27 protein-coding genes and 1 riboswitch are annotated in these 19874 nt (G+C 41.5%); of the genes, 17 read left to right on the plus strand and 10 right to left on the minus strand.

Annotated features, from left to right (window positions below; all coding sequences use genetic code 11):
* Positions 1-9: 9 nt before the first annotated feature.
* A complete protein-coding gene (locus KS242_RS06660; RefSeq protein ID WP_217323580.1) occupies positions 10-183 on the minus strand; it encodes a hypothetical protein in 174 nt (57 codons plus the stop codon).
* Between the two features lie 347 nt (positions 184-530).
* Entirely contained in the window at positions 531-731 is a 201-nt protein-coding gene (locus KS242_RS06665; RefSeq protein ID WP_097042129.1) for a cold-shock protein, read from the minus strand.
* A gap of 527 nt (positions 732-1258) precedes the next feature.
* On the opposite strand from KS242_RS06665, the gene KS242_RS06670 reads away from it, so the two are divergent.
* From KS242_RS06670 to KS242_RS06695, 6 genes are all read left to right on the plus strand, one after another.
* The gene (locus KS242_RS06670; RefSeq protein WP_217323581.1) at positions 1259-1639 is read left to right on the plus strand and encodes a hypothetical protein; all 381 of its coding nucleotides are present in this window, start codon (positions 1259-1261) and stop codon (positions 1637-1639) included.
* On the plus strand, positions 1636-2421 hold the full coding sequence (surE, locus tag KS242_RS06675; RefSeq protein ID WP_217323583.1) for a 5'/3'-nucleotidase SurE: 786 nt from the start codon (positions 1636-1638) through the stop codon (positions 2419-2421). The genes KS242_RS06670 and surE overlap by 4 nt, the downstream gene beginning before the upstream one ends.
* Before the next feature lie 13 nt (positions 2422-2434).
* The gene (locus KS242_RS06680) at positions 2435-3445 is read left to right on the plus strand and encodes an ABC transporter substrate-binding protein (protein WP_217323584.1); all 1011 of its coding nucleotides are present in this window, start codon (positions 2435-2437) and stop codon (positions 3443-3445) included.
* An 18-nt stretch (positions 3446-3463) separates the two neighbouring features.
* Entirely contained in the window at positions 3464-5170 is a 1707-nt protein-coding gene (locus tag KS242_RS06685) for an ABC transporter permease (RefSeq protein ID WP_217323585.1), read from the plus strand.
* Positions 5167-6246, plus strand: a complete 1080-nt coding sequence (locus KS242_RS06690; protein WP_217323587.1) for an ABC transporter ATP-binding protein — start codon at positions 5167-5169, stop codon at positions 6244-6246. Before KS242_RS06685 ends, KS242_RS06690 begins: the two co-directional genes overlap by 4 nt.
* An 86-nt stretch (positions 6247-6332) precedes the next feature.
* Positions 6333-6704 (plus strand): DUF2513 domain-containing protein, encoded by a 372-nt coding sequence (locus tag KS242_RS06695; RefSeq protein ID WP_217323589.1) that lies wholly within the window; start codon positions 6333-6335, stop codon positions 6702-6704.
* Between the two features lie 486 nt (positions 6705-7190).
* Here KS242_RS06695 and KS242_RS06700 read toward each other — a convergent pair whose 3' ends face one another.
* Both KS242_RS06700 and KS242_RS06705 read right to left on the minus strand, forming a co-directional pair.
* A complete protein-coding gene (locus KS242_RS06700; RefSeq protein WP_217323590.1) occupies positions 7191-7343 on the minus strand; it encodes a DUF4021 domain-containing protein in 153 nt (50 codons plus the stop codon).
* Positions 7344-7422: 79 nt separating this feature from the next.
* Entirely contained in the window at positions 7423-7692 is a 270-nt protein-coding gene (locus KS242_RS06705; protein WP_254391828.1) for a hypothetical protein, read from the minus strand.
* A gap of 61 nt (positions 7693-7753) precedes the next feature.
* On the opposite strand from KS242_RS06705, the gene KS242_RS18205 reads away from it, so the two are divergent.
* Together KS242_RS18205 and KS242_RS06710 are read left to right on the plus strand one after the other, a co-directional pair.
* Entirely contained in the window at positions 7754-7885 is a 132-nt protein-coding gene (locus tag KS242_RS18205) for a hypothetical protein (RefSeq protein ID WP_256444535.1), read from the plus strand.
* A gap of 36 nt (positions 7886-7921) precedes the next feature.
* Complete coding sequence (locus KS242_RS06710) at positions 7922-8533, plus strand: cell wall hydrolase (protein WP_217323591.1); 612 nt, start codon at positions 7922-7924, stop codon at positions 8531-8533.
* On the opposite strand, the gene KS242_RS06715 is transcribed toward KS242_RS06710, so the two are convergent.
* Complete coding sequence (locus tag KS242_RS06715) at positions 8530-9588, minus strand: tetratricopeptide repeat protein (RefSeq protein WP_217323592.1); 1059 nt, start codon at positions 9586-9588, stop codon at positions 8530-8532. The genes KS242_RS06710 and KS242_RS06715 overlap by 4 nt on opposite strands.
* Before the next feature lie 188 nt (positions 9589-9776).
* Here KS242_RS06715 and KS242_RS06720 point away from each other — a divergent pair, with 188 nt between their 5' ends.
* The 4 genes from KS242_RS06720 to KS242_RS06735 all read left to right on the plus strand — a co-directional run bounded on the left by KS242_RS06720 (position 9777) and on the right by KS242_RS06735 (position 12118).
* The gene (locus tag KS242_RS06720) at positions 9777-10601 is read left to right on the plus strand and encodes an SDR family oxidoreductase (RefSeq protein WP_217323594.1); all 825 of its coding nucleotides are present in this window, start codon (positions 9777-9779) and stop codon (positions 10599-10601) included.
* A gap of 117 nt (positions 10602-10718) precedes the next feature.
* A complete protein-coding gene (locus KS242_RS06725) occupies positions 10719-11171 on the plus strand; it encodes a MarR family winged helix-turn-helix transcriptional regulator (RefSeq protein WP_254391859.1) in 453 nt (150 codons plus the stop codon).
* Positions 11168-11812: a nitroreductase family protein gene (locus KS242_RS06730; RefSeq protein WP_217323597.1), complete on the plus strand. Its 645-nt coding sequence runs from the start codon at positions 11168-11170 to the stop codon at positions 11810-11812. Before KS242_RS06725 ends, KS242_RS06730 begins: the two co-directional genes overlap by 4 nt.
* A gap of 12 nt (positions 11813-11824) precedes the next feature.
* Positions 11825-12118: a putative quinol monooxygenase gene (locus tag KS242_RS06735; RefSeq protein ID WP_217323599.1), complete on the plus strand. Its 294-nt coding sequence runs from the start codon at positions 11825-11827 to the stop codon at positions 12116-12118.
* A 107-nt stretch (positions 12119-12225) separates the two neighbouring features.
* Here KS242_RS06735 and KS242_RS06740 read toward each other — a convergent pair whose 3' ends face one another.
* The 5 genes from KS242_RS06740 to KS242_RS06760 all read right to left on the minus strand — a co-directional run bounded on the left by KS242_RS06740 (position 12226) and on the right by KS242_RS06760 (position 14119).
* Complete coding sequence (locus KS242_RS06740) at positions 12226-12531, minus strand: spore coat protein (RefSeq protein ID WP_217323600.1); 306 nt, start codon at positions 12529-12531, stop codon at positions 12226-12228.
* A complete protein-coding gene (locus tag KS242_RS06745) occupies positions 12528-12725 on the minus strand; it encodes a hypothetical protein (protein ID WP_217323601.1) in 198 nt (65 codons plus the stop codon). Before KS242_RS06745 ends, KS242_RS06740 begins: the two co-directional genes overlap by 4 nt.
* Entirely contained in the window at positions 12722-13009 is a 288-nt protein-coding gene (locus tag KS242_RS06750) for a spore coat protein (RefSeq protein WP_217323603.1), read from the minus strand. The genes KS242_RS06745 and KS242_RS06750 overlap by 4 nt, the downstream gene beginning before the upstream one ends.
* Positions 13006-13236, minus strand: coding sequence for a hypothetical protein (locus KS242_RS06755; protein WP_217323605.1), 231 nt, complete (start codon positions 13234-13236; stop codon positions 13006-13008). The genes KS242_RS06750 and KS242_RS06755 overlap by 4 nt, the downstream gene beginning before the upstream one ends.
* A 121-nt stretch (positions 13237-13357) precedes the next feature.
* Positions 13358-14119, minus strand: a complete 762-nt coding sequence (locus KS242_RS06760; RefSeq protein ID WP_217323606.1) for an arylamine N-acetyltransferase family protein — start codon at positions 14117-14119, stop codon at positions 13358-13360.
* A 94-nt stretch (positions 14120-14213) separates the two neighbouring features.
* A riboswitch (guanidine-I (ykkC/yxkD leader) is annotated at positions 14214-14310 on the plus strand.
* A gap of 40 nt (positions 14311-14350) precedes the next feature.
* Here KS242_RS06760 and KS242_RS06765 point away from each other — a divergent pair.
* The 5 genes from KS242_RS06765 to essA all read left to right on the plus strand — a co-directional run bounded on the left by KS242_RS06765 (position 14351) and on the right by essA (position 19873).
* Positions 14351-14689: a DMT family transporter gene (locus tag KS242_RS06765; RefSeq protein ID WP_217323607.1), complete on the plus strand. Its 339-nt coding sequence runs from the start codon at positions 14351-14353 to the stop codon at positions 14687-14689.
* Positions 14689-15003: a DMT family transporter gene (locus tag KS242_RS06770; RefSeq protein ID WP_217323609.1), complete on the plus strand. Its 315-nt coding sequence runs from the start codon at positions 14689-14691 to the stop codon at positions 15001-15003. Before KS242_RS06765 ends, KS242_RS06770 begins: the two co-directional genes overlap by 1 nt.
* Before the next feature lie 304 nt (positions 15004-15307).
* Positions 15308-15604, plus strand: coding sequence for a WXG100 family type VII secretion target (locus KS242_RS06775; protein WP_217323611.1), 297 nt, complete (start codon positions 15308-15310; stop codon positions 15602-15604).
* 179 nt (positions 15605-15783) lie between these two features.
* Entirely contained in the window at positions 15784-19401 is a 3618-nt protein-coding gene (gene esaA, locus KS242_RS06780) for a type VII secretion protein EsaA (protein ID WP_217323612.1), read from the plus strand.
* Positions 19376-19873 (plus strand): type VII secretion protein EssA, encoded by a 498-nt coding sequence (gene essA, locus KS242_RS06785; RefSeq protein WP_217323614.1) that lies wholly within the window; start codon positions 19376-19378, stop codon positions 19871-19873. Before esaA ends, essA begins: the two co-directional genes overlap by 26 nt.
* Position 19874: the final 1 nt, after the last annotated feature.

Genomic DNA, 19874 nt, shown 5'->3' on the forward strand with positions numbered 1-19874 from the left:
ATATGGCTTTTAATCTATGCAGAGCTGGACCGACCAAACGACATTGCTTTTCGTGTGAGTATTAAGCTTCTCCATCAAATCAGCTGCATCCGCTTCATTGCGAAACAGCATATCTGAAGATGTATTGGAATGTTTTAGGTAGGTTTTTGTTCCGTTCGCTTCTCTTGCTATTTTATAGAACATAGAACACACTTCCTCACCTATTTATTTTCGTTCTATTGCTATTTTCTCATAGTGGTAGAGCCATGTATAGGGACGCAGGTGAATATTAAATTAAGATTTTGTGGTAAAACTGTGAAATGTGTCTCTTTTCAGTCAATTTGGAGAGAGAAAGCGAATGTTGTAGAGAAATGGGATGTGTTTTCTTCTTTCTTTATAGTCTAAAATGCGAAGGAACATACTATTTTCAGACAAACAAACAGCCAACTGCCGATAGAGTACCGGCAATTGGCTGTTTGTCATTGTTCCTGCTTCCGTCTTTATGACAGAGGCAGTCCCAAACCAAAATAAAAATAATTTATTAGGGTTTATTATACTTTTTGAACGTTTGCTGCTTGTGGTCCGCGCTGACCTTGTTCAACTTCAAACGTTACTTTTTGGCCTTCATCCAAAGTTTTGAAGCCTTCGCCTTGAATAGAGCTGAAATGTACGAATACATCGTCTCCACCCTCAACTTCGATAAAACCGAAACCTTTGTCTGCGTTAAACCATTTCACTGTACCTTGTTCCATTATATTGCCTCCTAGAATCTAAAAACTTCACTAGATAATGTTTGAATCTAGCCTATTTCCTATAATAACACAATAAAGCTGTTTTAAACTTAAATTCTCATGGTTTCCATAAAAAATAGAATTTATTGCCTGCTTGAGCATGAAAATAGGTGGATATTTCCATAAATTTTTGTTTCTCTGCCTAATCACATGGGCCAGCGACAGGGTTTATATTTCTCATATGGATTTTCGGAATGATTTAGCTAAGCTGTAAAAATGAAAAGTGATGAAATACCTGCGGCTAGGCGTGACAAAGCGATGCATTATTTTTCCCTCTATATAAGAAAAGTCCATTGTTTTGTTAACTATATATAAAATCTTTACGCAGTAAGACTGTATGTATGCGCAAGTAAGCGCACTGGCAGGGGATTTATATTGTTATTAATTCTTTACGGTAATTAAACATATCTTCACAATTTTTTAAACACTAGCTTCATATTTGGCTTGTACAGTTAACAATATAAGAACAAATGAAGGGAGATAGTGCTTTGGGGAATAATTGTTTTTCTTCAACTTTGTGTTGGCTTGAGCCTGTAGAACAAGTTGTGCGGCAGGATGCTAGTGATCAGCTGCAAGGCATAGAGATTTGGGCACAGCATGTATTCTTTCATGATAGTAATCCGCTCGTCATTCGTAAAACAAAACCGGGCGGAACGCAGTTTACGATGCACGCTTCCAGCTGGTATTTACCTATTACAAGTATCGATTGCAGCATCAGAACAGCATCTGTAAATAGTATGATTCTGTCAATTGAACTAGCTGTCAAATTAAACACAAACTTCATTGCAATTTATTCGGGTTACAAGAGCTTGGCTAAGTATTATTCCTCCATTCATCAGCATTTGCAGGCAAAGGAGCATGTGATATGAAAATACTTGTTACTAATGATGACGGCATCTTCTCGCCGGGCGTGGAAGCGATGATTGAGACACTTCAGCATTTTGGTGAGGTGTATGTTGTTTGTCCAGATCAAGCGATCAGCATCAGTCATCCCGTTACACCGCGTCAGCCAATTCGTGTCAAAGAGATGTATCATTTTCCGGGCGTTGCAGGTGCATGGTGTCTCAATGGAACTTCTGCTGATTGTGTGAAACTAGCAGTAGAAGTTCTTATCGAGGACGAGCTGGATTTTATTTTTTCTGGCATCAATCTTGGGCCTGCTATAGGGCGGGATATTTATTATTCCGGCGCAATAGCAGCGGCAATAGAAGCTTCTCTGTACAACATTCCGGCTGCTTCTGTCAGTTTGAATTGCAGCAATCAAAACCACGTGAACTACTCGAAGGTGAAGACATTGTTTTATCAGGTCGCCGAAGTGCTCCTGCAGCATAAGTCAAAATCAATCGGTTTGCTGAATGTGAATTTGCCGAATATTGACAAGCGGGAGTTTAAAGGAATCCAAGTTATCCCGACGGATATGAGTGTATCGCGTTATCGTTTTGTCGGTCTGCGTGACCCACATGGAGAAATTTATTACTGGCTGAAGGATCAGCTGCAAGAGCTTGCGGCTTTCCATCCGACAAGTGATTATCTTCTATTAAAAGAAGGATACATAACTGTTTCTCCAATAGAATTGCGCAGCCATTATCGACGGAAGCAGGAACAAGTGGAACGCTGGTTTAAAACAACGGAAACAAATACTTCTGAATAAAGGAGAGTTACATATGAAACGAAAATGGATGGCAGGAATTGCCGGTGCTGCATTGCTGGCATTAACAGCTTGCGGACAGGAAGAAACGGGAGGAGGTACAAGTGCAGAAGGCGAGGTTGCAGGAACACTTAGCTTTTACACATCACAGCCGGATGCAGATGCACAGAAACTAGTAGAAGGATTCGAAAAAAAATATCCGGAGGTAAACGTGGAAACATACCGGTCTGGTACAGAAGAAGTTATCTCTAAACTGAATGCAGAAAAAATGGCCGGAGATGTTCAGGCTGACGTGCTGCTTGTTGCAGACAGTGTGACGTTTGAAGATTTGAAAGAGCAGGATATGCTGCAGACTTATGAATCGAGTGAACTGGATGCAGTTCCGGATGAGTTTGAGGGGAAAGATCACTATTACACAGGTACAAAGATTATGGCAACTGGAATTGTAGCTAACACCGAAGACGGAGAGGTTCCGCAAAGCTGGAAAGCACTTACGGATGAAAGCGGCCAAACGGTCATGCCAAGTCCCCTTTACTCCGGAGCGGCTGCTTATAATCTTGGTGTCTTGACTAGACAAGCTAATTTTGGCTGGGAGTTTTATGAAAAACTGAAAAAGCAAGACACAACCGTAGTCAAAGGAAATGGAGATGTATTGAAATCCGTTGCATCTGGCGAGAAACAGTATGGTGTTATCGTCGATTTCCTTGCAGCCAGAGCAAAAGCAGATGGTTCTCCTGTTGAACTTGTATACCCGGAGGAAGGGGTGCCGGTTATTACAGAGCCGATTGGCATTACGAAGAATACCGACAATATTGCCGCTGCCGAAGCTTTTGTCGATTATGTATTATCTGAAGATGGACAAAAGCTGGCAGCTGAACTTGGTTATACGCCGATTAGAGAGGGAATTGATGCGCCAGAAGGGTTAAAAACCTATGATGAAATGAAGGTGCTGCAAGCAGATACAGAAGAATTGTACAGTTCCCGAAACAAAGACAAACAGCAATTCGAAGACTTGTTCGGGGAATAAGCAGAAGGAGGGCGCCGTATGCAATTAACAATGAAACGAGAGCATCTTGAGAAAGGCAGGCATGCTTCCCTCCAGAAGCTGCCTCCGCTCATCGGTATTTTAATGCTCATCTTCTTTTTCTTGTTACCAATCATTCGTCTCATTATGATGAGTTTTACTTCCGGTGAGAGTCTTTCCGTCAGTGCTTATACAGAGGTGCTGCAGGATGCTGTTACGTGGAAAACACTTTGGAATACAATTGGTATTGTGGCTGGCAGCACAGCGATATCAATGATCCTTGGCATAACAATGGCTGCAATTATGGCATATACAGACGTGCGGGGCAAATCGGTCATGCAGCTGCTCATCTTCTTGCCTTTTATTATTCCGTCTTATATTACGACCCTCGCGTGGGTGCAGTTTTTTAGCGCTTCTGGGCCGCTTGGGGGTCTGCCGGATTGGATGCGGCCAGATTTATATAGTGTAGGCGGCATCCTATTTGTACTGGGTATTTCACATTATCCGCTTGTCTATCTAATGACGGTGCAAGTGCTTAGGAGAATTCCTCGTGACGCAGAATTAGCTGCCATGGTCTCTGGTGCATCTCGGTTTACGTGTTGGCGGAAGATCATTCTGCCGATGGCTCTTCCCGGCATACTGAGCGGCGGACTGCTGGCGTTTTTATCTAATCTCGATAATTTTGGGGTACCAGCTTTTCTCGGTATTCCAGCTAATATTCGAGTACTTAGTACATACATTTACGAGCAAGTAATTGGTTATGGGCCAAGTGCTTTTAGTCGAGCTGCCGTTTTGTCTGTGCTGCTTGGGTTGCTCGCCATAGCTGTAACCTTCATTCAAGTATGGCTATTACGAAAAAGTAACGTAACCGAAACAACAATAGCTGACTCTGCACCGCGCATCCAGTTAGCGTCATTCAGACGGAGAAGCTTACAGATGATTCTTTGGATTTTCCTGCTTGGAACGAGTCTGGTTCCATTCTTGGCAATGGGAACAGTAAGTTTGGTACAAGCTTATGGTGTGGATGTAACGTGGGAGAATTTATCGTTTGGAAATTATCACTATATTTTATTTGAAGATGAAAAAGTGATACGGTCCCTGCGTAACAGCATCCTGCTTGGAGGAGTCACGTCGGCTGTCTGTCTCCTCTTCGGTACATTTTTCGCTTATTATCGCGCTAGAAATCAAGGAAAGCTGCCAAAAATAATGGAAGCAATCATCACCATGCCTTATGCACTTCCGGGTACAGTATTGGCGCTGTGTATCATTCTCATGTGGATGCAGCCGCTTCCAGGCTGGTATCCAGGCGTTTACGGAACACCGGCCATTTTATTGATTGCTTATATCACGCGTTTCTTTGTGCTGCAATTTCGCGGTAGCCATACAGCATTTTCACAGCTGGATGAGCGGATGGAAGAAGCGGCAAGAACGAATGGTGCAAGCGCTTTTGTGCGATGGAAACAGATCTTACTGCCGCTCATTTTACCTGGTGTCATTAGTGGTGCACTGCTTGTCTTTCTGACGGCAGTAACAGAATTAACGGTATCGAGCATGCTGTGGTCGAGTGGTTCTGAAACAGTGGGTGTGATTATCTTCAGCTTCGAACAAGCAGGCTACAGTACGTATTCTACCGCTTTCTCATCCCTCATTGTTCTGGCTATATTGCTTGGCGCATTGGGCTACTTGTTGATACAGCATAAATGGAAACAAAAGGGGAGAAAAGAATGATAGCATTACAAGGTATTGAAAAGCGATATGGTGATACGACTGCTTTGCATGAAGTTGATTTGACCATACCAGATGGTGAATTTCTAGCTATTCTTGGCCCTTCCGGCTGTGGTAAGACAACGTTGCTTCGCTTGCTGGCAGGATTTATGAAACCGACAGCTGGGACGATCCAGTTTGGTGAAAAAGAAGTAGCCAATTCCCTAAAATCAATTAAACCAGAAAAGCGAAATATAGGGATGGTTTTCCAGTCATTTGCGCTGTGGCCGCATATGAACGTCGAAGAGCATGTCCGCTTCGCCTTAAAAAATCATCGATATGCTAAGAAAAGGACAGCAAATGAGCAGGAACACAGAGTGACAGAGGTGCTGCAGTTAGTCGGTATGGAAGCTTTTCGAAAAAGATATCCAGCTGCACTTTCCGGCGGGCAGCAGCAGCGTGTGGCGCTGGCAAGGGCCATTGCCCCAGAACCGGATGTCTTGCTTATGGATGAACCACTCAGTGCATTGGATGCAGAACTGCGCATTAGTATGCGGAAAGAAATTAAGCAGATTCATCGGAAGCTAGGGGCCACGATTATATATGTTACGCATGATCAGACAGAAGCGCTGGCAATGGCTGATCGAGTACTCGTCATGCAGCAAGGACGCATAGAGCAAGCAGACAAACCAGAAATCATATACCAGCGTCCTGAAACAACCTTTGTGGCGACTTTTGTTGGAAAAGCAAACCTTGTTAAAGGCAGCTGGAAAGGAGAGTTTTTTACGCCAGCTGACACGAATCTTCTCTGGAAAGATATCGGTGTAGCAGAGCAGCTGAAGCAGCAGCACGTATTTCCGGTCAGACCAGAACAATGGGAGCTTCTATCTGCCGAAGAGGAGGGACTGCCGGGGCAGATTACACTCAGCCAATTCCAAGGAACAGAAAGGCATTACGTTATCCAAGTTGGCGATATGGATTATCAAGCTTCTCTGCCTATTTCTTTTCCCGCTTGGCAGGAAGGCGATCATGTAGCGCTGCAAATTAAGGGACAGCGTACTGCTTCTTTCATGGAACCAACGATTTTAGAAATAACATAGTAAAAGTGAGACTTCCTTTTGAAAGGAAGTCTTTTTTGAAGGAATAAACCACTCCAGGCAGAAATTAAGGGGTAGAGGTGACGCGCATGAAGCGAAATATGAGTATTATCAGAGATCTTCTATTGGATATTGAATCAGAATATACCGAGGGCGGTTTTGCATTGGAGGTGACAGAGGAGGATGATTATACAGAAGAGGAGATGAATTATCATTTGCAGCTGATGAAGGAAGCGAAGTTAATCAAGTTGGAAATGGTTCTTGATGAGGAAGAAGAGGAAGAGGAGCTGCTCATTTACGGGCTAACCTGGGACGGACATGAACTGTTGGACAGTATTCGCGAAGAAGCAATTTGGCAGCAACTAGTAGTAAAACTGAAAAGGGAGAAGGGGAGTATGCCGTTTTCTGTGTTAAGGAAGCAGGCAGCGAAAGCAGCAGAGGCATATTATGCTGCTGAATAAATATGATTCGGTTTTTAAGTAAGAAGGGCGGATATTTTGGTGCGTATTTCGCATTATCTGACATCCGCGGAGAGGTTTAAGCATACTACTTAAAAAAGATTAAAAAACGAGTTTTAATAATCAGCAAATTGGCAAAACAGAAGTAACAAACAAAAGAGGAGGGTCGAGCATGTTCTGCATCTATTCTGCGGCAAAGGATAAATTTAAAGAAGATTATCAAAAGCAGCAGCAGGCAGCTAAAGTTAATGCAAAGACTAATTCAACCGCTATTAAAAAGTAAGCTTGAAACAGACTGCGTACTTATAAAAAGATGTAAGAATGTGCAGACTAGGGTTAAAAGCTAAAAGAGGTGCTAGTACGTGCGCAGTCGGTATTCATTTATTAGAGGATTTATGCTAGGTATAGTTGTGGCACTCGCAGTATGGTTTGTTGTTACTTATATTGCTTCTAAGTTTATATAATATAGTCCAAAAAGAAACACAGCTATTATCGCTGTGTTTTCTCTTGTTTATGGACATTATTTTCATATTCTGTTTCCGGATGACCGTACTCCCCGTTCATTGCTTGCTCGTTCTGATCTAGTCCGATTGCTTCTGCTGCTTCATCGCGCTGAATAGGTTTTGTTTGTTTTTGCTGCATATCAAGCCACCTCCTGACTAGTAGTGTGGCTCATTCTTTTAAATAATATGTAAGGACAGCAATAGCTGCCCAATTTATATTAACGCGGCCGCCCTGGATAATAGTAGTTGCCGTAAGGGTAGGGTGCAGGATAGGCATAAGGGACTGGATAAGGTACCGGATAAGGGTTGCTGTATTTGTAACCATATCCCGGACCGTTTACGAATGCACTGCCTAGAAGCCCGCCAGCAAGACCGCCAAGGAATGGGATGAAAGCAAACCCAAAGCGCTGATCTTCCCCATTATTTCGAGCATATGCGTTTGTATATGCTGTCTGTGCTGGATGATACGGATAGTGTGTATAGCTCATGTTCATTCCTCCTATCTCTTTACTGTATGCACAATCGTCCAGTGAAGGATGGGCAAGTAACTTGAAGAAGAGAAAAGAATTCCAAGTTAGCAAGCAAATGACAGGACTATTTTTCACGATCCGCACATACACTAGCCATAGCAAGTCCATGTTTGTCATTAGTTATGAGTGGGTATTAAGCGTTTATGGATGAATTTTAACTTACATAAACATAGTAAAGGACTGGATTATGCAAAAACTACTCTCGCATTCCTTATTAATCTTCTTTGTTGTTAGTAACTTGTGTCTATTGCTTTATTTGCCGATACAAAATATGAAGCAAGGTGTATATCCAGCAAAAGTCTACGCAGATGAAAGAATACAGCCCTCTTTAAACGAAAAAAACCTGCATACAGTAGAAGGTCCAGATTCCCTTGTGTTATCGGAACAAGAGAAGCAAAAAACTGAATTAGACGAGGTAACCTTTAAACAAAAGCAATACAAGGCAGAAGACATTCATCTTTTGCAAAGATTAGTACAAGCAGAGACGAGTGGGGAAGACTATCCAGGTAAAGTAGCAGTTGCGACAGTTGTCTTGAATCGCATAGAAAGCGAAGAGTTTCCAGATACCATTCATGATGTTATTATGCAAGAGGGGCAGTTCCAGCCAGTAATGACTGGTGTTATTTGGAAGAGTGAACCAACAGAAGAGACAGAACAAGCTGTAGCTGATGCACTAATTCAGAAAGATAATATGAATAATATTGTCTGGTTCATGAACCCAAAAACTTCTACAACAAACTGGATCGCCGATACGCAAGAACAAGTGAAGCAAATCGGAAATCATGTATTTTACCGCTAACAGGTAGCGAGTTGGATTTTAAAAGCCTGGTCGAATTGCTCGTTTTCTGTAAAATATGTAGTCAGCAAGTGACGGAAGCGCTCTGTTACATGTTCGTGTCTTGCTCCTTGGAGCTGGGACAAGCTGGGTTCTACTAATACACGAAAGCCCTCTGGATCATCAAACTTTTTTAAAAGCATGGCGAAACGCCACAAATAATCTTGACTGTTTTCCTGTTTGCATAATTGGAATCCATGTTCAAAAGACTGATAAGCCTTCTGATGATTTTCTTGTTTCATATAAGCCTCCGTACGCAAATAATCATTTGCAATAAGGAGGGAGGAATCCGCAAATTCACTAACCTTTTCCAGATAAAAAAGTGCGTCTGCCGTTCTGTTTTGATGAAGAAATAGCGCACCAAGATTATGGTAAACAGAAGCCAGTGATTGTTTATGTCCTAATTTTTCAGCTATTTTTGTGGCAAGCAATAGATATTTTTCTGCATCTTTTTCTTCACCAGCATTTAGAGAAGTTAGTCCCATACCCATGAGTGCATGTGATTTACGCACTAAAGAAGTATTATCCTTGCTAAATATTCGAAATGCCTGTTCAAAATGAAGCTTTGCAAGCGGTGTTATGCCAAGATAGTGGAAATTGGTTCCGAGCTTGTAATGCAGTTCTGCAGTGTCATCCTCTCCTACAGCTGCCACATATTTTCCCGCTTTTTCCAAAGTACAAATTGCTTTTTTATGTTCACCATCTAAAAGAAAAATATCAGATTGAAAGAGACAATAATAATACAGATATTTATTATCTAATTCCTGCACACATATGGATTTCATTAAACTTTTTGCTTGTGCTATGTAATGGTTTTGCAGCAGGTGCTTCACATCAAACAGCCGAAAGAGCATCCACTCGCTTTTTGATTTTGGCAGCTCCTCAAGCATATTACGATATGTTAAGGCTTTAGCTGTATCATGTAATTTAACACGTTCGTACCATTTCACTAGCTGATGGTGAAAACTATCTTTCAATGTGATTTGCACGTCGTTTTCCAGTCCTTTCTCTTCAAACACAAGAAGATTGTTCGGATATCTGCCTTTATTTTAGCAGATTAAACGGCAATAATATACAATTTAAGGAAGAAAATGATGAAATCTGTCGAAAAAATAGTCCGAGCTAAACTGCCTATGCTGTAAATGTTTTGTTTTGTGCGAAGTTGGTAAAACACTACAGAAAGTATAATGGTAAAGGAGTTTTAGACTTGGGAAAATTAGATAATCGCATTGCAGTCGTTACCGGCGGGGCAACCGGTATTGGCAGAGCGACTGCTTCTTTATTTGCAAAAGAAGGTGCTGCAGTTCTTGTGGCTGATTTAAAGCAGGAGGATTTAACGGAACTGACGGAATCTATCCAAGAAGATGGAGGTCAAGCAGAGGCTTTTAAGGTAGATGTATCTGACGAAGATAGTGTGCAGGAATTTGTAAGCATCGTTAAAGAAAAGTATGGAAAAGTAGATGTACTTTTCAATAATGCTGGTATTGATCAAGAAGGCGGGAAGGTGCATGAATATCCGATTGAATTATTCGATTCTATCCAAAAAACAGATCTGCGCGGTACATTCTTAATGAGTAAGTTTCTCATTCCGCTCATGTTGGAGAATGGTAAAGGTGCGATCGTGAACAATGCGTCCATGAGCGGCAGCTTTGCAGATCTTGACCGTTCAGGCTATAATGCCGCCAAGGGTGGTATCATCAATTTCACCAAGGCAACAGCCATTGATTATGGCAGATTAGGCATCCGGGCAAATTCTGTTTCACCGGGTACGATTGAAACCCCATTAATCGATGAATTATCTGGTTCAAAAGCGGAGGAGCAAGGCAAGGAATTCCGTGAAGCGAACAAATGGCTGGCTCCAATGGGCCGGCTGGGTGCACCAGAGGAAATTGCCAATGCAGTACTTTTTCTCGTTTCCGATGACAGTTCCTACATTAGCGGGCAGGATTTAGTTGTGGATGGCGGACTGACTGCTTACACATGGCCAGGTAAAATGGTAATGAACGATAGCTGGAAGAAAACAACCGACTGAGAGTGTTGCTTATGCATCACTCTTTTTTTGAGCAAGCTTTTTGACAGCGTGCAGTGTACTATATATAATTGACGTATCAAACATTGAGCTATCAATTAAAGAGGAAGGATTTTGCCAATGGATGAATGTTCCGTTCGTTTACAGATTTTTTTACAGTTGCAGGCGGTGAACAAAAATCTTTGTTCAAAATTCGAGACGTGCTTCGGTGCTAGTACTTCCCGTGTGGAAATACTGCATTATTTACTGAGGCATGGTGAAGTTCCGCAATCTGCTTTACAAAAAGAAGTTAATATTGATGCGGCAGCTGTCACCAGACACCTAAAACAACTCGAAACTGCCGGCACCATTGTTCGCTATAAGAAAACAGATGATCAGCGAGCTACATGGGTAAAGCTGGATGAGGAAGCAAAGCGACACATTGAGCAGTCCTATGAGGAAAAAAGACAATTTGTTAGAGAAACATTTGCTGGATTTAGTGAGAAAGAGCTGGAGCAATTCCTGCATATGTTAAGCAGAGTTAGTGATAATGTCTCACGCGTCACGAAACAGCACCTAGGAGGACAAAAATGAACCAGGCATCAACTTATAATAAAGAGGCGTTTCTGCAAGTTTTACATGACCGCCGCTCGATTCGCCGTTATGATGAAAATGTGAAAATCAGTAAAGAGGAAATGACTGAGATATTGACTGCTGCAACAAAGGCGCCATCTTCTGTCAACTTGCAGCCATGGCGATTTGTTGTTATTGAAAGTCCGGAAGCAAAGGCGAAGCTTGCGCCACTGGCATGGTTTAATCAGCGGCAAGTTGAGACATCATCAGCAGTAATTGCAGTGTTTGGCGACCTGCAAAATCTTGATTACCTTGAAGAAATATACGACAAAGCTGTTGAACTTGGCATGATGCCACAGGATGTGAAAGAGCAGCAAGTGACTTCTATCCGCAGCCTGCTATCTGGTATTTCCGAACAGGGAAATCGCGAATCTGTGTTGATAGATAGCGGTCTGGTGTCCATGCAGATTATGCTGACAGCCAAAGCTTATGGATACGATACGAATCCAATTGGCGGATTTGAGAAAGATAAAATAGCGGAAGTATTCGAACTGGACAAAAATCGCTATGCGCCCGTTATGCTGCTATCAATTGGAAAGGCCCTCGATAATGGCCATCAATCTTACCGCTTACCGGTAGAACAAATTACAGAATGGAAATAAGGAGAGATAATTATGATTATTATTCACGCTAGAATGTCAGTAAAACCCGAGAAGAAAGAAGAATTCCTAAAAGAAATTGACGCTGTTATAGAAGGAAGCCAGGCAGAAGCAGGCAACAATAGCTATGACCTATACCAAGATCCGAAAGATGCGAATAGCCTTATTATGATTGAAAACTGGAAAGACATGGACGCTGTACAAGCACATAATAATAGCAGCCACTTCCAGAAATTCAGTGCAGCTGCAAAAGAAATGCTGAGCGCACCTTTAGATGTGGATGTTTACCAAGGTGATAAAGTAAATTAATGGAAAGGGATGACCGCAGCGGTCATCCCTTTTTTTGTGCAGTGTTATCTTTATTCATGCTAGTGACTTTTGCTGAGAAAAGGAAATTAAACCGAGAAATAGTACTGTCAGTCTTTTCCGTTAGCTAATGAAATAGCTGTATGTCCAATTTTTAAGTTTTGCTCTAGCTGCTGAGCAGTGTCCTGCGGATGATAATAGCCATTATCCATCATATATAAGGAGATGTCTCGATGCTGCTTGATAGCATCATCCAATTGCTTTATAAGTACTTGTCTAATTTCAGGGGTGGCAGTTTCAGTAATGGCAAGTGCGTAGCTTTTGATACCTGCTTTTGCTGACTGCAGCATATCGGATGCAATCACTTGATCACTGAATGCACCCATACCTATAAGCTTTTTTACTATTTCATTCATATTTCTCTTGTCCTTTCCAGCAGATTCGTTAATTCCTGCACGTGCTGAAGGGATGTATCAGCGTCGGATACCATTAGGCGTTTTAAAGAAGAATCAGAAACAAAAGCTTTCATCATGGACGATTTGGTCAGACAAAGACTTTTGAAGTGCAGCAGTTCTTGTAGTTCGAGTTCTTCATGTAATCCAGCTTTCATTGCATCCCACCTGACCTTTCCAATGCTTCAGCAATATAGCTGCTATCCTTCTCAAGCTGATGCGGAACCCGATAGGCATCATAAATACCGCGGTCCTGCAGGAAACCATAAATTTTTTCATGCTGCTGAATGGCTTTATGCAGTTCATCTGTCAGAAGCTCATGAAGCTCCCCAGTAGTCGTTTCTGAAATGACAGCAGATAAGTCTTTAATGGAAGCTTTTGTTTTAAACAACAAATCGGTAGCAATTCCGCGATCAGCTACAGATAACGGTTGTTCTTTCATACAGATCCCTCCCCATGCATAAATGATTGGCTGGCCGATTCTAAGAAAGGCAGCATACGCTTGATCGTTAGCTTGTCTTGTTCTGCACTTGCTTGAAGAAGTTGTTTTAAGTCGTGGTTCTCCACTTGCTGAAGCTGAGCTTGCGTCTGTGTCAGACAAGCCCATTTGAAGTTACTAAGTTCCCGTAAATCCGTGATCTCATGAACACCGAATTGATTGCTTTTCATCAGCTCATCCATCCTTTTTTGTTTCACTTAGTATGTGATTAGGTCAGGGGATTATGCGAAGGGAAAGTTGTCTGTGCTGCTTACAAACGCGTAGAAAAAATAGCCGCAATATCTGCGGCTATTATATATTAAACTTAGTCTTTAGCATCATATGATACGTATCTTCATTAATTGTTTGTTTAGCAGCTACACCGTTGCTCCATTCTGTAAACGAAGTTGGCGTCAAAGTAAAGAGTCCAGCTGCTGTCCGTTTTGTAAGTAAAGGTGACTTATTGAAGGGTGAAGCAGCATCAGTCTCAATTCGTTTCTGGATCTGTTCTAATTGTTTTACGTCCGTAATTTTGTTTGCTTCTGAAAAACGATAACCTATGCGCCAATTGTGATCACGATTTGCTAAATTTAATTCAAGTAGATAAAACCTATCCTGCTGTTTGATCCGAAAAAGACCATTAGGAGTTGAAATTGCTTGCCCATTTATAGGTACAGGAGCAAGGGGAATATTCGCTCCAAACCCTGCATCAACAATGAATTTCTTTCCTTTATGCTCTAAAAGGATGGTTACATGGGTATTGCCTGTTGCACTCCATACATTTTCCTGCTGATTATAGATGCAGGCTGTCAGCATGGTGACATTCCATCCCTCTTCTAGTAAGTAATAGTAGAGAAGTGTATTTAATTCATAACAGACGCCGCCTTCGTTTCGAAGCAGAATCTTCTCGTGCAATTCTGCTTTAGTAAGCGGGCTTGCCTCTTGGTTTATTATACGTAGATTCTCAAATGGTATTGCTTGTGAAAATTTCTCAAGAAAATTCGGCAGAGAAGCAAGAGTTACTTCTTCTGTTAGTCCAATCCGTTGTTCCAGTAAAGCTTTTAATGATTGCATACATACACTTCCTTCTAACATTATTATAAAGATTCTGCCCTTTGAATGCTTGCATCCTGCTCGCTAAGCCTTTATACTGACAGAAATAATACGGGGAATAGTTTTCTAGGGTTCCGCAGCTGCATGCTGGCCTGGTCCGAGAGAAAACACACAGCTTTGCTGTGACACGGAAGGATAAAAGCCTGGGAGATGAAAAATTCTCCCAGGCTTTTTTGATTGGAGGAAATGACAATGACAAAACAATGGATGTATGTCTTGCTGGCAGGGATTATTGAAGTTCTGTGGGTGATTGGCTTGAAGCATGCGAGCAACTTTTGGGAATGGACTGGTACGGTTCTTTGTATCTTACTCAGTTTTTATTTGATGCTGCGGGCGAGTAAACATTTGCCTGTCGGAACGGTATATGCCGTTTTCGTTGGTATTGGATCAACAGGTACGGTTATTGCAGATATGCTCTTTTTCGGTGAACCCTTCCAGCTGGCTAAAGTTGTGTTAATCGCTGTGCTGCTAACAGGAGTGATTGGACTCAAGCTTGTAACTGGGGAAGAACAGAAGGAGGAGAGCACCTAATGGCTTGGATTGTATTAATTATTGCGGGTTTATTTGAAGTGTTTGGTGTAACCATGATTAATAAACTTAATGAAAAACCAACTGCAGCTAATATAGGCTTGTTTATTCTGGGATTTGCAGGAAGCTTCGGCTGTTTATCATATAGTATGGCTTACCTTCCAATGGGAACCGCTTATGCGATTTGGACAGGAATCGGAACTGCAGGAGGAGCCATTGTCGGCATGCTTTTCTTCCGAGAATCAAAAGATTGGAAGAGAATTGTCTGTATTGCGATGATATTAGCAGCTGCAATTGGATTGAAATTGATTGCTTAGTTTAGCGAGCGTGTACCTACACGCTCTATTTTTTATGACATTTATGCTGCTATTATGTAATTCGACAAAAATCCTCATTTTACCAGTTTATAAGACTTTTATAACGGATGTTTATAATTATGTGGCAATAACCGGGATATAATCCTAGCCAACACCATGACTTACTAATCAATTTCTGGAAATCGTTTCATAGTCCGTTGACTTTAATTTTTACTTTCTTTAGGATTTAACTGTGAAGGTAATGGGTATACATTTATTGGAATAGATACAACCTTCTGTAAAAAAATGATGAGGAGCTGAGTAAATGTCTGGACAAATTCGCATGACCCCAGAGCAATTACAAAACCACGCAAAAACATATGGTACTAGTTCTCAACGTATCGATGATGTTCTAAACACACTATCTAACTTGCAAGACCAACTTCGCACAGAGTGGGAAGGTAGAGCATTCGATCGCTTTGATGATCAATTCGTTCAGCTAAGACCAAAAGTTCAAGAGTTCTCTCAGCTTATGCTTGATATCCAAGCACAGTTGGAAAAAACAGCACAAGCAGTACAAGAGCAAGATCAAGCACTATCCCAAAACTTCGGTTTCAGATAAGCACCCATCTGGCTGCTGCGTAACCGTCGCATGAGACGACAGAGTGGGCTGCATGACGCATGCGTTATGCAGCCTAATTAATGTAGAAAGACAGGTCATAATGTACCATGCTGTTTTACTTAGTGTTTGTTTAAAACAACAAAATATACAAACTGGAGACACCAGGAGTTGAAAATACATTGAAAAAGTTTGATAAAAGATGGATTTTGTTTCTAGTACTGATTGTATTGCTAGCGTCTGGTTTATCTTACCTAACGCTTCACCAAGAAACGACCAAGACAGCAGAGCAGCCGAAGACACAAAATATGTCTATCGCTCTCGTCAATGAAGATAATGGCTCTACTTTCAATGGAACCGAACTAGCCTTTGGAGATGCCTTTATCAGTTCAGTTAGTGAGAACGAAAATAATGAATGGTTCGTTGTGAGTCGGGGAGTTGCGGAAAGCGGCTTAAAGAATAATACATATGACATGATGATTGTAATTCCCAATGACTTCTCAGAAAAATCGTTAAACATAACAGCTGAAGCGCCAGAGCAGGTAGTGCTTCAATATAAGGTTAATGCATCAGAATCGCCGCAAATAAAGCAGCAAGCAGAAAAGACAGCAAGCGATATATTGAATGACTTTAACCGTCAAATCATTGACGTTTATTTTGCCAGCATCATCGGAAATCTGCAAAATGCGCAAGATAGCATCGGCCAAATGGTGAACCGACAGGCAGTATATACGAATTCCTATAATTCAAATGTATATCAGCCGCTATCAGGTTATACAGATCAATTTAACAGCGTGCAAGACAATACAAAAGCATCCAAAGAGAGCTTTACAAGTTTCGAAGATTTATTAGCTTCTTATGAAGAACAGTTAGTAGAGGAATCACAGACAGGCACAGATTTTGTTGATGAATTAGACGAAGTAATGCAATTAAAAGAGTCGAATACAACAAATCTAGCAACCTTCCAAGAACAAATGGCTCAATTTAGTGAAGGTCTTACTTCTGCAGAGGTAGAACAGCAGCTCGATCAGCTGGCAGCTACAAATGAGGCCATCAATCAACAGTTTGCGGCTAACCGTGAAAATGCTGCCAATACATCCGTGATGCGCACACCTGTCACAGCGCTCAATACAGCTAACATCTATTCTGGATCTGTCTCATTAAAACAGCAGCTGCAGCAATCATCTGAAAGAGTGGCAGCTTTACAGCAAGACATTAATGCCTACTTAACAGAAAGCAATGAACAGTTTCGAAATAAGATCGGTGAAAGAATCAATAACACGATTGTAAATGATTTGGAAGAAGATTCGAGTATAGAGATTGTCAACATGCTTTTCGATGATCCAGATGAGGTAGCTAAAACTAGAATAAACACTGCTATTGAAAAACTTCCATCTTTGGATCCGGAAGACTTTCAAGGTGTAGGATTAGAGGATGAAGACAATAACGTTGTTAATGAGATTACGAACGTGATTGCAACAACGAACAAGTATTTGTCCGAAAATAATAAGAGTTATAACCCTGATTCTGACACTTTAAAAGACGAATTCAATCGCTTGAATGAAAAGTTAACGGAAGAAGGAGTACAGGTAACAGATACAGTGATCCTGGAAGAAAACAAAAAAGAAGGTCAAATCTTCACTTTAGATAAACCAGACGGATTCACCATTGAAAATCTAACACTCCAGCTTCCAGGTGAAGAAGAGCAAAACTATACAACTAAAATTGTAGAAGAAAGAAAAGTTAAGCTGCCAGCAAACCGTGAGGGCGAGTTCAAAGTAAATCTTACACTACGAAAAGAAGAAGCAGAAAACTTTGATGTATTTAACCCGATCAATTGGAGCTGGGAGTTAGAACAAAAAGATATTAAAGATGTGGACAAGCCAGACGAATTGGCATATGCACCTGCTTCTGGACAACTGCTCGCCTCTTTAAATATCGATACGAAAACCAATATGAACGTTGAGGATGGCAACACAGAAGATAACACAAACGCTACGACGCCTCCTAAAGAGGAAGCAGAAACAGTACCGAACCAGGAAAAAGAGCCAAACAATGATGGAGATTCAAACCAAGGAAACACAGATACACCTGAAACGGAACAAGGAAATGAAAGTGGCGTAAAGCCTGAACAACCGTCTAATGGTGAAAAGCCAACTGATGATGAAAATGCAGGTGAGGAACCTGGGACAGGTAAACCTGATGAAAACGGAGAAAACCCTGGAACAGATAAACCTGATGAAGACAAAGAAAATCCTGGTGCTGATGAACCGGACGAAGACAAGGAAGAACAAGAGCCAGAGAAGCTTTATATTGAAAACAACGTTATCAAGCATGAAATTAGCTCATCTGTAGAAGATCTCGATAAAACTACAAAAACGTTAATTCAAACGGCGGCAAATTCTATCTCTGGTTACCAAGAGTTAGGCGCACTGTACGAAAGCTATTATGGCTTTGGTCTGCATGGGCTTCCTAAAGGTTTCAATGAAGAGTCATTAGATAGTCTTTCGACGCCAAATTCACTTCACTCACTGTTTAATAAAAAAGATATTAAACAGTTGCTTACAGACTATATGACTGGTCAGATTACTGGCAGTGTAACAGAACAGCTGCGTACACCGACGGAAACATTCCGTCTGCAAGTAAGCAATTACCAAGAACAGCTACAGCAGACGATTGCAAATGCTGATTCACTGACGAATCAAGTTGCTGCCACGAATGAACAAGCTGCAGTGTTGAACCAAAGTGTGAATCAGACATTAGAGGATGTAGCAGCATGGCGGGATCAAATGCTGGCATTGCTTGAGCAGCAGGCAGAGATTCAGACGAACGCACAGGGCGAGCAGGAAGCTGTTCTTACACTTAATAGTGAGTTCCAGCCGCTGTTAACGTCAAGTCAAGCTTTGGCTGAACAGGCTCAGAGTAATACAAATACAGCTGACCAAGTTTATGATACTTTTGAGAGTATCGATACACAAGCGCAACAGATTGAAGAAAGCGGTACTACACTAGTGAGCGAGGCGGAACAGCTCGCATCCAATATGACCGATAAACTATCGGATGACCGTAACTTTACAGAGAACTTTACAGAAGTATTGGAAAATAGCCGAGTTGGGGAAAGACAGAACGAAAATTTATATGAATTCCTATCAAATCCTGTTCAAACTAGTAACGAGGGTACCATTGCAGCACAAAGTGAAACGATCTTCACGCCTTATTATCTTGTGCTGATTAGCTTCATTGTCGTATTGTTTACAGCTTATGTGATTTCAACATTGCATATGAAGCGTAAACAAAGTGACCAATTTGCATCAGAAAGCACCTTATTGGCACAGAATGTACCAATCACTATTATTACCGCTGGTCTTGGTGTGCTAGAAGGTATTGTTATTGGTATCGTGTCAAGTTATTACTTGCCTATCGATGACATGAACAAGCTGCAGATAACAGCCGTTATGGCGTTTCTTATCACAGCTATGCTGCTAGTAGCAACATACCTGCTGAGGCAGCTAAAAATGATAGGGATGTTCATCCTGCTAGCAATATTCAGTGTGTATCTGTTCTTTACGGATGCAATCGGGACAGCAAGCACAGCATTCCCAGCTATTGAGAAGTTTTCTCCTTTGCAGTACATGGAAACATTTATGCTTCGTATTGTAGAAGGTTCCGTCAACTATACCGCTGCGATATTCATTTTGATTGTTGCCGCAGCAGCAGGGGCAATTGTGAACCTGCTGGTGTTCAGTCAAACGGACAAAGGAGTAGATATTGCCGATGAAGACCAACAAGAAACGGTTTGATTTGGCGTCCATATTCATTATCTTTCTGCTGATACTTCCATTGGAAGTATCAGCAGAAACTCATTCTGAAGATAAAAATGAAGATGGTAGCCTGGATTTGCAAATCGACCGTATCCAAAAAGACAAGGATGCCGTAACGGAAAACCAAGAAACAGAAAAGGAAAAAAAGTTTCCAAATCTATTTAAAGCCGATACCACGGAAGAAATTCAGCAAAAATCTGAAAAGCAGAAATCAGGATTGGAAGACCTGCAAAATACGATCTTCACCCTTGAAATTGATGCGCCAACGCGTAATGAGCAAGTGCAGGATTCGTTATTTACTTCTGACTATACGTCGGAGGCAGCAACTGCACAGGAGGAATCGGATGAAACGAAAGAGGACTCAGGAAAAGGCGTTTTAATCTTCTTAACCGGAATTGCGCTAGTACTGTGTGTTGGTTTGTACATGCTGATGAGAAAATTATTAGACTAGG

Origin of the sequence: Terribacillus sp. DMT04, assembly GCF_019056395.1 — a bacterium.
GTDB classification, from domain to species: Bacteria; Bacillota; Bacilli; order Bacillales; family Amphibacillaceae; genus Terribacillus; species Terribacillus aidingensis_A.